The organism is Bacillus sp. MT(2024) (assembly GCF_036362845.1).
Lineage (GTDB): Bacteria > Bacillota > Bacilli > Bacillales > Bacillaceae > Bacillus > Bacillus velezensis.
In genome coordinates this window covers 3,540,081-3,553,173 of sequence record NZ_CP143632.1, presented here as the reverse complement: position 1 = coordinate 3,553,173, position 13,093 = coordinate 3,540,081, and the positions used below count along the sequence as shown (strand labels likewise).

General features: G+C 48.2%; 13 protein-coding genes. 3 read left to right on the top strand and 10 right to left on the bottom strand.

The window, feature by feature from the left end; genetic code table 11:
- Positions 1-31: 31 nt before the first annotated feature.
- Positions 32-556 (top strand): NAD(P)H-dependent oxidoreductase, encoded by a 525-nt coding sequence (locus VP472_RS17595; RefSeq protein ID WP_003151320.1) that lies wholly within the window; start codon positions 32-34, stop codon positions 554-556.
- Between the two features lie 124 nt (positions 557-680).
- On the opposite strand, the gene VP472_RS17590 is transcribed toward VP472_RS17595, so the two are convergent.
- The 10 genes from VP472_RS17590 to VP472_RS17545 all read right to left on the bottom strand — a co-directional run bounded on the left by VP472_RS17590 (position 681) and on the right by VP472_RS17545 (position 10,692).
- The gene (locus tag VP472_RS17590; protein WP_060673933.1) at positions 681-1,214 is read right to left on the bottom strand and encodes an SH3 domain-containing protein; all 534 of its coding nucleotides are present in this window, start codon (positions 1,212-1,214) and stop codon (positions 681-683) included.
- 14 nt (positions 1,215-1,228) lie between these two features.
- A complete protein-coding gene (rbsB, locus tag VP472_RS17585; RefSeq protein WP_146275668.1) occupies positions 1,229-2,185 on the bottom strand; it encodes a ribose ABC transporter substrate-binding protein RbsB in 957 nt (318 codons plus the stop codon).
- A 13-nt stretch (positions 2,186-2,198) separates the two neighbouring features.
- Entirely contained in the window at positions 2,199-3,170 is a 972-nt protein-coding gene (rbsC, locus tag VP472_RS17580) for a ribose ABC transporter permease RbsC (protein ID WP_003151325.1), read from the bottom strand.
- The gene (locus tag VP472_RS17575; protein ID WP_146275666.1) at positions 3,160-4,653 is read right to left on the bottom strand and encodes a sugar ABC transporter ATP-binding protein; all 1,494 of its coding nucleotides are present in this window, start codon (positions 4,651-4,653) and stop codon (positions 3,160-3,162) included. Before VP472_RS17575 ends, rbsC begins: the two co-directional genes overlap by 11 nt.
- 16 nt (positions 4,654-4,669) lie before the next feature.
- Positions 4,670-5,065 carry a D-ribose pyranase gene (rbsD, locus tag VP472_RS17570; RefSeq protein WP_003151329.1) on the bottom strand — a complete coding sequence of 132 codons (396 nt, stop codon included), beginning with the start codon at positions 5,063-5,065 and terminating at the stop codon, positions 4,670-4,672.
- Entirely contained in the window at positions 5,062-5,943 is an 882-nt protein-coding gene (gene rbsK / locus VP472_RS17565; protein WP_060673941.1) for a ribokinase, read from the bottom strand. The genes rbsD and rbsK overlap by 4 nt, the downstream gene beginning before the upstream one ends.
- A complete protein-coding gene (locus tag VP472_RS17560) occupies positions 5,936-6,925 on the bottom strand; it encodes a LacI family DNA-binding transcriptional regulator (RefSeq protein ID WP_146275664.1) in 990 nt (329 codons plus the stop codon). The genes rbsK and VP472_RS17560 overlap by 8 nt, the downstream gene beginning before the upstream one ends.
- A 93-nt stretch (positions 6,926-7,018) precedes the next feature.
- The gene (locus VP472_RS17555; RefSeq protein ID WP_025853562.1) at positions 7,019-8,152 is read right to left on the bottom strand and encodes a Ger(x)C family spore germination protein; all 1,134 of its coding nucleotides are present in this window, start codon (positions 8,150-8,152) and stop codon (positions 7,019-7,021) included.
- Positions 8,142-9,233 (bottom strand): GerAB/ArcD/ProY family transporter, encoded by a 1,092-nt coding sequence (locus VP472_RS17550; protein WP_071392385.1) that lies wholly within the window; start codon positions 9,231-9,233, stop codon positions 8,142-8,144. Before VP472_RS17550 ends, VP472_RS17555 begins: the two co-directional genes overlap by 11 nt.
- Positions 9,223-10,692: a spore germination protein gene (locus tag VP472_RS17545; protein WP_146275662.1), complete on the bottom strand. Its 1,470-nt coding sequence runs from the start codon at positions 10,690-10,692 to the stop codon at positions 9,223-9,225. Before VP472_RS17545 ends, VP472_RS17550 begins: the two co-directional genes overlap by 11 nt.
- Before the next feature lie 739 nt (positions 10,693-11,431).
- Here VP472_RS17545 and pgsB point away from each other — a divergent pair.
- Together pgsB and pgsC are read left to right on the top strand one after the other, a co-directional pair.
- Positions 11,432-12,613 carry a poly-gamma-glutamate synthase PgsB gene (gene pgsB, locus VP472_RS17540; protein WP_003151337.1) on the top strand — a complete coding sequence of 394 codons (1,182 nt, stop codon included), beginning with the start codon at positions 11,432-11,434 and terminating at the stop codon, positions 12,611-12,613.
- Positions 12,614-12,627: 14 nt separating this feature from the next.
- Positions 12,628-13,077, top strand: coding sequence for a poly-gamma-glutamate biosynthesis protein PgsC (pgsC, locus tag VP472_RS17535; RefSeq protein WP_003151340.1), 450 nt, complete (start codon positions 12,628-12,630; stop codon positions 13,075-13,077).
- Positions 13,078-13,093 lie beyond the last annotated feature (16 nt).

The following is a 13,093-nucleotide window of genomic DNA, read 5'->3' as shown; positions in this document are numbered from 1 at the left end:
AATACAGTCAAAAGGGAAAGGTGTGGTAGCTGTGAAAGTATTGGTATTAGCGGTTCATCCTGACATGGACAACTCAGCGGTCAATAAGGCGTGGACAGAAGAATTAAAAAATCATGATGACATCACGGTCCGTGAGCTTTATAAAGAATATCCGGACGGGAAAATAGATGGGGAAAAGGAACGGCAGCTGTGTGAACAGTATGACCGGATCGTATTTCAATTCCCGCTGTACTGGTACAGTGCGCCTCCGCTTTTAAAAACATGGATGGATCATGTGCTGGCGTATGGCTGGGCTTACGGCTCCAAAGGAAAGGCGCTGCACGGCAAAGAATTGCTGCTGGCTGTTTCTGTAGGTGCCGGAGAGGATGCATATCAGGCAGGCGGGTCTAACCATTTTTCACTGAGCGAGCTCTTAAGGCCGTTTCAGGCAATGGCTAATTTTACGGGAATGACCTATTTGCCGGCTTTCGCGATGTACGGGGTTAGCAGCGCCGATGCTGCGGCTATCCGTGACAACGCCAAACGCCTGGCGGATTACATAAAGAAGCCATTTTAGAGTCGTATGCATTCATCTTCATCCGACAATATTTCCTGAGAAATATTTCGAACCTTAGACGTTTCTGACTGCTCAAGAAAGAAAAAACGGATTTCGCGCTGAATTTGCGAAATCCGTTTTGATATTATGTCAGTTTTTGCAGATCTTTTGTGCTGATATATCCCGTTGCGCCCCCGTAATCGACAAGCGCCCAGCCGAAATCAATGCCGCCGCCGGCTGTCTTATTCCATCCGAGGAAAGAAACGCTCGTGTTTTTGGCAAGGGAAGCTTTGACCGCTTGTTTGTCTGTATATACTTTTGTTTTTGCCGTCGTTTTTACGGTTGTTGCTTCTTTAACAATATAATGAGTAGATACAAATCCTGTTTTTCCGTTTTTATAATGTACTTTTGCCCAGTCAGCGTTCTGGAATGAAACGATCTTTAAGCTGTCGCCTAAATGAAGGGTATCAGCTCTCGGACTGGCTGCTGATGCTTTTGTTCTGACGTTCAATGCTTCCGCGGAAACGAGATAAGAGTCAAGCGGGTAGCTGTACAGATCGTCAATTTTGACCGCTTCTTGCGCGTGTGTCTCCGGAAGAGGCGTTATTCCGGCAGCTGAAGCCGCTGATATTCCCGCTGCAAGGGTCAGAATGGATGCCGCTTTGGCTGTTTTCTTCATCTGTATCTCTCCTTTTACTTCATCCTTTCACGTTTTACCGGAAGTCTAAACATCGGCCTTTGTGTTTGAAGTTTCAATGGAGCGGCAATGGTTTTTTTGACTTTTTCTCCTTTGAGCACCTGCTCCGCCGCTTCGGCCGCCAGTTTTCCGATCAGCTCCGGCTGCTGGGCGACCGTGGCTGTCAGCTTCCCATTATTAATGGAAGAAATCGCATCTTTATTTCCGTCGAAACCGACGACCAAAATGTGTTTGCCTGAGCTGTTAATCGCTTCGAGTGCCCCGAGTGCCATTTCATCATTATGGGCGAACACGGCTTTGATATCCGGATGTCCCTGCAGCAGGTTTTCCATGACGGTCAATCCTTTTGTGCGGTCAAAATCTGCCGCTTGCTTCGTTACGACATCCAGCTTTTTGTCGGCAATATGATGAAAGCCCGTTCCGCGTTCCCGTGTCGCGGATGCGCCCGGCACCCCTTGCAATTCAGCCACTTTGGCGCCTTTTCCGAGCTGATCGGCGAGGTAGTCAGCCGCCATTTCTCCTCCTTTGACATTGTCAGAGGCGACAAGCGTTTCGACTTTGCCGTGTTCGGCTGAACGATCCAGCGCAATGACGGGAATGCCGAGGGAATTTGCCGATTCGACGGCTGTTGAAATCGCTGATGAATCGGTCGGATTGATCAGCAGCGCATCGACTCCCTGCTGGATCAAATCTTCTACGTCATTTGACTGTTTAGATGAATCATTTTGGGCATCGACAATAATGACCTTCATGCCCCGTTTTTTGGCTTCCTTTACAACGCCTTCTTTTAATGAAACGAAGAACGGATTGTTTAATGTGGAGACGGAGAGCCCGATAGTGAATTCTGTTTTATGTTTTGTGTTTGACGGTTTTGCCCATTGCGGCGGTTCAAGTGAACAGGCGGACAGCAAAAACAGTGATAATGCCGCGATCGTGATGATGGCTTTCTTCATAATGGTCCTCCTACTATGCCGATTTTTTGCGGTCCAGCAGCACCGCGATTAAAATGACGATTCCTTTGACGACGAGCTGATAAAAAGATGATACGCCGAGAAGGTTCAAGCCGTTGTTCAGTGTACCGATAATCAAAACCCCGATCAGCGTACCGATGATGCGCCCTCGACCGCCGGACAGGCTCGTTCCGCCGAGAACGACCGCTGCGATGGCGTCCAGCTCGTATGATTCCCCGGCCGTCGGCTGTGCGGAATTTAAGCGTGATGTCAGAATCGCTCCCGCCAGCGCCGATAATAAACCTGTCAGAGAATAGATCATGATCTTGATGCGGGGCACTTTGATTCCCGATATCAGCGCCGCTTTCTCATTGCCGCCGATGGCGTATGTCCGGCGGCCGAACGGTGTTTTGTGCAGAAGAACCCACAGGGCCGCAAATGCAATCAGCATCGTAATGGCAGGTACGGGTATGCCGAGAAAATAACCGCGCCCGAATAATTGAAATGCGTAATTTGTACCGAGCCCCGTAATCGGATTTCCGTCCGTATAGACGAGGGTCAGTCCGCGAAAGACGGTCATTGTCGCCAAAGTGGCGATGAACGGTGCCATTTTTCCTTTTGTGATTAATAATCCGTTTATCATGCCGAGTACGGCGCCGATCACGCAGCCGATGATGACGGCTAAGATCGGGTCGATGCCTGATACCATCATACCTGCGACCAATGCGCTCGATAAGGCGAGGATGGCTCCGACAGAGAGATCAATGCCTCCCGTTAAAATGACAAACGTCATTCCGAATGCAATCAGAGCGTTAATCGCAACCTGCCGAAGAAGATTGAGAATATTGAGGGGTTCAAGAAAACTCGGGTTTAAAACGGAAACGATCAGCACAAGAATCAGTAAGCCGAGAAACGGACCGAGTTTTTGCGTGAAGGTGTGAATGGAAAATCGCTTTTGTTCAGTTGATGTCATTGGTTCAGTTTTCATACTGCTGCCCTCCCGTGGCAAGTGTCATGATGTGTTCTTGTGTTGCGTCTGCCGTATTGATTTCTCCGCTGATGCGCCCTTCGTGGACGACGATGATTCTGTCACTCATACCGAGAATTTCCGGCAGCTCGGAAGACACCATGATGATGGCGACTCCGCGATCGGTCAGTTCATTCATTAATGAATAGATTTCCCTTTTCGCGCCTACGTCGACGCCTCTTGTCGGTTCATCAAGGATGAGGACTTTCGGGCCGATTCCGATCCATTTGGCGATGACGACTTTTTGCTGATTTCCTCCTGATAAATGCCGGGCGGCGGTTTCCGGAGATGCAGTCTTAATGGTCAGACGCTTGATGAGCAGCTCAACGAACTCCGCCTCGCGTTTTCGGTCAATGATGCCTTTCGGAGAGAAGCTGGTCAGGTTCGGCAATGAGATATTTTCACGAATGGACGTATCCAGCAGCAGCCCTTCATCTTTGCGGTTCTCCGTAATCAGGCCGAGTCCCTTGCGGATGGCATCGTACGGACCCCGAATGCCGGTTTTTCGGCCGGAAATCCAGATCTCTCCGGAATCGAGCCGGTCAATTCCGAACAGCGCTCTCATGATTTCTGTCCGTCCGGCACCCATTAAGCCGGAAACGCCGAGGATTTCTCCGGCGCTCACATGGAAACTGATCTGTGAAAAGCTTCCTTTTTTTGAGGCGTTTTTCACTTCGAGAACCTTATCGCCGAGTGACGGCGTGCGGGTCGGATACCGATCGGTCAGCTCCCGCCCGACCATTTTTTTGACCACTTCATCAAAATGAGTATCTTTCATATGCGCCGTATCGACAGTGAGGCCGTCCCGCATAATGGTGATCCGGTCGCAAATCGAAAATATCTCTTCCATTCGGTGCGAAATATAGACGATTGATACGCCGTCCCGCTTTAACGCCGTCATCACGTCAAACAGTTTGCTGATTTCCCGTTCGGTCAGCGCCGCGGTCGGTTCGTCCATAATAATGACTTCGGCGTTTGTCATCAGCGCTTTGGCAATCTCAATCATCTGCTGCTGGCCGACGGAACATTGTCCGGCTTCCCGGTCAAGAGGAAGAGAGACTCCCAGTTTTTCAAGCTGTGATTTTGCTAGCGCTTTCATTTTCTTCGTTTCCAAAACGCCGAACGCCGTCGTCAGCTCTTTGCCGATAAAAAGGTTTTCAAGCACCGTCATGTCCGGCCATATATTCAGTTCCTGATGGATAAAGGCGATTCCGTGCTTTTCGGCTTCCTTTGGATTGGAGAAGCTCATATTTGTTCCGTTTATCGTAATGTTTCCCTTGTCGAGCCGGTAGAGCCCGGTGAGCAGATTCATTAACGTCGATTTGCCCGCTCCGTTTTCTCCCATTAAAGCGTGGATTTCTCCCGGCAGAAGCTCAAATGAGACGCCGGAGAGCACTTGGTTTTTGCCGAATGCTTTATGAATGTCTGTCATGCCGATGTGCATGCTGGATCCCTTCTTTCTAGAAAATCACACCCGCCTGCAGGATGCAGTTGGCGTATGGTGTCATTTCACCCGTTCGGATGACGGCTTTTGCTTTCTGTGTGAGCCGTTTGAATTCCGTGTGGGGCATGTACTCGATCGTCTGCGCTGAGAAATGGCTTTCTATGAAACTTGCATTCTCAGGATTTTCGTCTTTGATCTCGGAAGCGGCTATCACCTTTTCGACTGCCATCTCCCCAGCTACCAGGCTGGTCACATCCCGAAAGGCGGGAACGCCCGCCGTTAAAGACAAATCAATTTTAGGGACGCCGTCAGGGACGGGGAGACCCGCATCGGCGATTGCGATGAGGTCTGTATGCCCGAGATCGGCTAATACTTTGGCAATGTGGCTGTTTAACATTCCGTGTTTTTTCATGACAGCAGCTCCTCAACTTCTTTTCTGGCCGGCATCCCGCCTTGGGCGCCGAAGTGCTGCACGGACAGGGAGGCGGCGCGGTTGGCAAACAGGAGCGCTTGCTCGATGTCCCGTCCTTCCGCGAGTGCGACGGCAAGTGCCGCATTAAAGGTATCGCCGGCTCCCGTCGTGTCGACCGCTTCTGCAGGGAAGCCGGGAACAAGCCGTTCCGCGGTGCCGTCTGAGTAGCGTACGCCTTGTTTTCCTTCGGTAATGAACAGTTTGCCGGGATAGCCGGCGAGCGCTTCTTCTTTCGTCCGGTCAGGAAATAAAATGGATGCTTCATGTTCGTTCGGCGTAAGATATGCGGCATTCTCAATTGTCGATTGTTTCAGCGGCCGGGCCGGCGCGGGATTCAGGATAACCGGAATTTGCTGCGCGCGGCAGTAGCTGCACACTTCTTCAACGGTTTCTTCAGGAATCTCCTGCTGGATCAGCACGATATCAATGCCGGGAAGTTTTGCCAGCGCACTTTTGGCATAATCGGGGGAGATGTCATCGTTTGCGCCTTTTACGACGACGATGCTGTTGTCTCCTTCTGCGAGCACAATATGAGCCGTTCCGCTTTTTTTGTGTGTAACCGTTTCCATATAGTCCGTATTGACACCGTTTGCCTTCAGGTTTTCAATAATCGCTTTTCCGTAGCTGTCACTTCCAGCTTTTCCTACCATATATACGTTCGCGCCAAGGCGGGAAGCGGCTACGGCCTGGTTTGCGCCTTTTCCCCCGGGCACGGTTTGAAAGTCTGTGCCCAGTACGGTTTCCCCGGCTTTCGGACGCCGTTCGGATGTGACGACCAGATCCATAGAACAGCTTCCGATAACACAAATTTCACTCATGGTGATCATCCTTTCTCGTCGTTTGTCTTCTTATATAAGTCACGGGCATTTGAATGGCCGTCTCTTTCGGCGGCTCTTTCTTTATCAATTGCAGCAGCAGGTTTGCCGCTTGTTTTCCCATCTCATATGCAGGCTGGCGGATGGTTGAAAGCGGCGGAAACAAAAGCCTGCTCTGCGGAATATCGTCGTATCCGATGATCTGAATCTCCTCCGGAACTTTTTTGCCGAGCCGCAGCGCCTCATGGAGGACGGCAGCCGCCGCAATATCGTTGCTGGCAATGACTCCGTCGGTTTCCGGGTATACTGCAAACAATTCTTCTGCTAAAACGGCGGCATCCTTGATGGAAAATGAAGCAGCGGAGATGACATTGAACTGCGCGCCCGCTTTTTGCAGCACATCAAGTGCGCCGTTAAAACGTTCCTGAGCGGTCGGAAGGTGGCCTGGGCCTTTAACAAGCGTGATGCTTGTGCTTTTGCCGCAAAGCATTTCCTCAGCCGCCCGTTTTCCGCCTGCCCGCCCGTCACTGAATACGGATGGGGCGCCTTCTTTTGTCCGGTCCAGAAATACGACCGGGTAAAGGCTGCCGCTGTATTCGGGAAGGTCGGGGTAATGGGTGGCCGCCAAAATACCGGCAACTTGATTTTGTTTAAATGTTTGCAGGTAGTCGAGTTCTTTTTCCAATTCTTCATCGCTGTTGCCGATGATCAGCCGGTATCCTTCCCGCTGCAGCTCGTCTTCAGCGCCGCGGGCAAGCTGCGGGAAAAAGGGGTTCGTAATATCCGGAAGCAAAAGCCCGACCAGTCTGGATTCTCTTTTATAAAGAGAGCGGGCAACTTCATTCGGATAATAATTCAGCTTCTCCATGGCAAGCATGACCTTCGTTCGTGTATCTTCATGCACGTAGCCGTTGTCATTGAGGACACGCGAGACCGTGGCAACAGAGACGCCGGCAGCGGCTGCGACATCTTTAATCGTTGCCAACAAACACTCCTCCTTCATTTATGTAACCGTTTACACAAAAAGAGTACCACGAATCATTTCGGTTGGCAACAAAAAAAGAGACCGGGGTCTCTTTTAGTTCACGATGCCGATTTGCGAGATATTCACTTTGATATCAGGGACGATTTCGATGGAAGGGTAGACCTCACGCCAATTGAGCCGCTTGCCCCGCTCATAATAATGGGTTTGATATTTCCGGCCGATGCCGAGGATATCCGAGTTGTGCTCCTGAATATGGCTGATCACCGATCTGGCCTGGCTGTTCAAATTTGCTGATGCTTGTTTGTTCATTTGGTTGATTGCCGTATAAGAATTCAGCTTGTCCTTCGGATATTCCAAGACGCGTGCGTTCAGCTTTAAACGGATTTTCACTTTTATATGCTGCGGATCTGTATCTATAAATACAATCTTTCGCGTGGCATCCGTGATGCCGAGAGAAAGATAATTTTCAATATCCATTTTGTATTTGTCCCACAGCTTCAGATTAATATTAGCCGATTTATTAAATTGCCCGCTTAAAAGGGTCAGGAGGGTCGAATCCTGACCGAGCACCTCAGTCACTTTCCGCTGGCCGCTGAACAGGGCAGAACCCTCTACCTTTATCGTCTGTCCGTTAATCGATAAATAAGGAAGGGCGAAATCCTTATCAGCCGTCAGCATGCTTGAACGGATGGATTGCAAATTTTCCATGCTGATATTTGATTCCGCATTAGCGCTTGTTAATAAATTCGTTAAATACTTGCTGACGATCAATTTCTGCCGGACGATCAGCTTCAGCACTTCAATCGCCTCGCCGTCTTTTACAACCGCCGGATGAGCGAGAAGCGGACTTTTCGGATCTCTGTAAAAGACATCGAGATAAGGAAAAAGCGGTTTTTCCGCCATTTTCTCACCTATTAATAAGACTCTTTGCTTGGACGTGTCAATGCGCTGGTCGACAAGCTTATCCAATTGAAACCGCGCTTCACGGATGGTGTGCCCGGAAGCGCTGAGCACCGTCGTAATGAATGAGCCGCCCGTTTCCTGTTCCGCCTGGGAGGACTGAACCTTCCGATAGGTGATGGCGATTTTATTTTTACCGTCCTGATCAACATCAAGGCTTGCGGTCAGCACGAGAGAAATATCTTTCAGCAAATTTTGATCCCAGCAGCCCGCAAGTGTCAGGCTTGCGCACATGAGACTGATAAGAACCGCTTTTTTAATGCGCATGGCGGACACCCTTTTTGCGTACAAGGACAATCAATACCATAAACAACGGAAACAAATACACAAACACAATATCGGAAATGCGGAAAAACTGATCCAGCTGCTGTATCGTTTTATCTGTGCTTGTGGCCCAAATAGACAGAAGGAAGACGAGCAGGGCCGGCGGATAAACAAACCGGCTGTGATCTTTTTGATTGAACAGCTTGGCGATGCCGGTGCTTGCCAAGTAAAACACGTTGGCCAGCGTTGAAAAGACGGTCACGAACCAAAACGTCAAAAAGAGCAGATCCGTCCGTTCGATAATTCTGAATGAAACGGTTTTTAACAGGTACAGCACAGGTTCCGGGATCATTTTTATTTCTTCGGGGCTGATGGTGACAAAGCAAGTAAGGGTGATATACAGGTAATAAAGGATAATCAAGCCGTTTGAAATCGTCAGTATTTTGTAGCGCTGGCTGACGGTGCAGTTGATTAGGGGCCCGATCACAAGCGCCGCCTGAAAGCCGGTAATGCTGACAAGTGTTTGCTGCACCCCGGTCAGCATGTCTTTTGCGGTTCCGTGAAAAATCGGCATAATGTATGTGATATCGGCTTTTCCCAGCGTGTATAAAAGCGGCAGAGAGATCAGCAGCAAAAACGGCGTTAAAATAAAGCTGAACCTCGCGATCGCATTCAGCGGAGCTTGGGCGATATAGACAGAACCGAGGATCAGCATTAAGCTGATCACCCAATTCGGAGTCTGAGGGAGCACCCAGATATCCAATATCCGTGTAAATACAGAAAGAATGAGCGTGCAGAGAAACGCGAAATATAAAATATACAGCACCTGCACCCCTTTGCCGGCAAGTGTTCCGAACACCTCCTCCAGCATTTCATACAGGTTCAGCTTCGGAAACCGGTGGAATAATATCATATACAGGCTGAATGTAAGCTGGACGAGCAATCCGGTAAGCAGAATGGAAATCCACCCGCTGCTTCCCGATTTCATCATCAGTAAATGGGGCAGCGCCAAAATGCCGATGCTGATCTGCGTCTGATTAATGAAAAACACGCCTTGAAGCCGGCTGATTTTTTTAGGCTTCATCTTTTCTCCACCCCCGAACATGTTTCATCTGCTTTGAGTCTTGCGGTCTCAAATAAAAAGGCCTTCTTTTAATAAACCAAGCCGGCAGCCGGATAAATGCATCCTTCAAGTCGCTGAAATGAAACGGCGTCAGAGATGATAAATACGGAACGCCGAGGGATTCAAGCTTGCACAGGTTCATCAGAATAAGTCCGAAGCCGAGTCCGATGCCGATAAAACCGAACGAGGATGCCAGAAACATAAGCGGAAATCTGAGCGTTCGAATGGACGTGCTCATTTCATATGAAGGAAGCACAAAAGAAGAAACAGCCGTAACGGCTACGACGATAATCATCATATTAGAAATGAGTCCCGCCTGAACGACCGCGTCACCGATCACGAGACCGCCGACAATGCCGATCGTCTGACTGATCGGTTTCGGCAGCCTGATACCGGCTTCGCGGATCAGCTCAATCGTAATCTCCATAATCATGGCCTCTATCAGCGGAGGGAAGGGAATATCAACTATCGAATTTTTCATGGTGATAATCAAATCGTTGGGAATGACTTCAAAATGAAACGCAATCAGCGCGATATAAAAAGCGGGCAGCGTAATCGCGATCATAAAAGCGGAAAATCTCAGCACTCTCAAAAAACTGGCGGAAATCCACCTCGTGCTGTAGTCATCCGGCGATTGAAAAAAAGAAAAGAACGTGATCGGGGCAATCAGGGCCGACGGGCTCCCATCCATCATGATCAGCACACAGCCTTCCATCACGCATGCTTTTGCTTTATCCGGCCGTTCCGTATGAACGATCTGCGGAAAAATGGAAAACGAATTATCTTCTATTGATTCCTCGATAATCCCGGGCGCAAGCACGCTGTCTATACGCAGGTATGACAGGCGCCGCTTCACTTCCTCCACAATCTCCGGATTGGCGATATTCTCAACGAAGATAACCGCAACCTTTGATTTGGCTCTTTCCCCGATATCCATATAATGAACGGAGAGATGGCGGTCCTGTATGTGAAACCGCAGCTGATGAATGTTCGTTTCCAAACTTTCCACAAACCCGTCATGGGCGCCGCGGACGATACTTTCAGATTCGGGTTCCATAATGGAACGCAGCGGATTCTGCCCGACGGAAAACAGCTTCGCTTTCCTTGACGCATCGCTGAGAAAAACAACCTGGCCTGCCAAAATCCCGTCAATGAGTTTTCTGGTTTCATCCGTTTCCGCACTGCTGACGGCATTCATCGTTTCCTCAAGCGGACCGTTCTGCAGGGTGTCGCTTAACAGAAACTCATTCAGCTTCTGTTCTTCTATCATTTGTTCAATATAAAAGAAAGCGGTATGACGGTCCTGCAGTTTGATCCTTCGTATTTTAAAATCGCCGCAAACACACATCAGCTCCTGCATTTCCCGTACAGCCGATTCAAAATCGCCGGGAATCCGTTTGTTTTGTTTATCCGCAGACATCAGACCGCCTCCTTTCCCGGTTATCTGTAGTTTTCAGCGGGTATTCCTTTTTTATGCATTTTATAAATTAAAGGAATTTCTTGATACTGCTTGCTTTTTTCCATGAACTTCACAATTATGGATGAACTTTTCTTGAACGAATATAAAGATTTATTAAAATTATTTCAAAAGAGTGATAAATGTCCTGTAAATGCTTTAAAAGGAGATAGGCTTTCCGCATATAAAATGTGTATTTCTTGTAAACACTCCGGACCCGTCTTTTTCTGTCACGTACCAGTCATTCCGCTAGTTATTTTGGAATGGGACTGAAAGCAGGATACGGGGGAAAAATGAATGACTTTAAGACCTTATCCTTAACAAAACAGGCAGTCTGCATACAGCGGACATAGAGTCCCGAAACGTATGCGCAGTGCGGAAAACGCTGATATAACAGGCTGTAAAAGATGGATTATCGTTACATCTTTTTCTTCCGGAACGCGTATAGTCCCATTGGTCCAAATGAATTTCTGTGTGGAAATGTAAACGCATTCATTTTCCTTTTGAAAAATTGAAGTAAGGTTGAAGTCCTGCCTATTCCCAAAAAAAGCAATTCGATCATAGGAAGAATAGCGTCACTAATAGAGAAGTTTGGCTCAGTGAAAGCGGGAAGATTATGTTACATAATGCCGATTGAGAATTCATAGTGAAGCTATATACTGATGAATGAATTTATCAATACAGAAGGAGATGTCAAAAATCAATGTGGTTACTCATTATAGCCTGTGCTGCCGTACTAATCATCGGAATCATTGAAAAAAGGCGGCATCAGAAGAATATCGATGCTCTGCCAGTACGCGTCAATATTAATGGTATCCGCGGAAAGTCAACCGTAACGAGGCTGACGACCGGAATACTGATGGAGGCGGGCTACAAAACAGTCGGAAAAACGACGGGAACAGATGCAAGGATGATCTATTGGGATACACCTGAGGAGAAACCGATCAAACGGAAACCGCAGGGCCCGAATATCGGCGAGCAAAAAGAAGTAATGAAGGAAACCGTAGAACGGGGCGCCAATGCCATTGTCAGTGAATGTATGGCGGTAAACCCGGATTATCAGATTATCTTTCAGGAAGAACTCCTTCAAGCCAACATCGGCGTCATCGTGAATGTGCTTGAAGACCATATGGATGTCATGGGGCCGACGCTTGATGAAATAGCTGAAGCTTTTACCGCGACGATACCGTATAACGGTCACCTTGTCATTACAGACAGTGAATACACAGACTTCTTTAAAGAAAAAGCCGCAGAGCGGAATACCGAGGTCATTATTGCGGATAACTCTAAAATTACAGATGAATACCTTCGAAAATTTGAATATATGGTCTTTCCTGATAACGCTTCCCTGGCGCTCGGCGTTGCCCAGGCTCTTGGGATAGATGAAGAAACGGCGTTTAAAGGAATGCTGAATGCGCCGCCTGATCCTGGCGCCATGAGAATCCTGCCGCTGCTCAGCACGAAGGAGCCCGGTCATTTCGTAAACGGCTTTGCCGCAAATGATGCATCTTCTACTTTAAATATATGGAAACGTGTAAAGGAAATCGGCTACCCGACAGATGAACCGATCGTCATCATGAACTGCCGCGCCGACCGTGTGGACAGAACGATTCAGTTCGCAAACGACGTGCTTCCGTACATTAAAACGAAGGAACTCATACTCATCGGCGAAACGACAGAACCGATCGTCAGAGCTTATGAAGAAGGCAAGATTCCTGCCGATACACTGCACGATCTGGAATATAAATCAACAGACGAAATCATGGACGTGCTGAAAACAAGAATGCAAAACCGTGTCATATATGGCGTCGGCAATATCCACGGTTCAGCGGAACCATTAATTGAAAAAATCCAAGAGTATAAGGTGAAACAGCTCGTTAGCTAGGAGGAAAAGGATAAATGTTCGGATCAGATTTATACATTTCACTTATTTTAGGCGTGTTAATCAGTTTAATTTTCGCGGAAAAAACAGGTATCGTACCTGCCGGTTTAGTCGTGCCGGGTTATTTAGGGCTCGTTTTTAACCAGCCGGTCTTTATTTTACTCGTATTGTTAGTGAGTCTTCTTACATACGTGATCGTCAAATACGGTTTATCCAGATTTATGATTTTGTACGGACGCAGAAAATTCGCAGCTATGCTGATAACGGGAATCTGCTTAAAAATCGCCCTTGATTTTCTTTACCCGATCGTACCGTTTGAGATATCAGAATTCCGCGGAATCGGTATCATCGTACCGGGTCTGATCGCCAATACCATTCAGAAACAGGGATTAACGATTACATTCGCCAGCACGCTGTTCTTAAGCGGCGCAACTTTTGCCATTATGTTTGCTTACTACTTAATCTAATGTAAGGTGTGTCAAA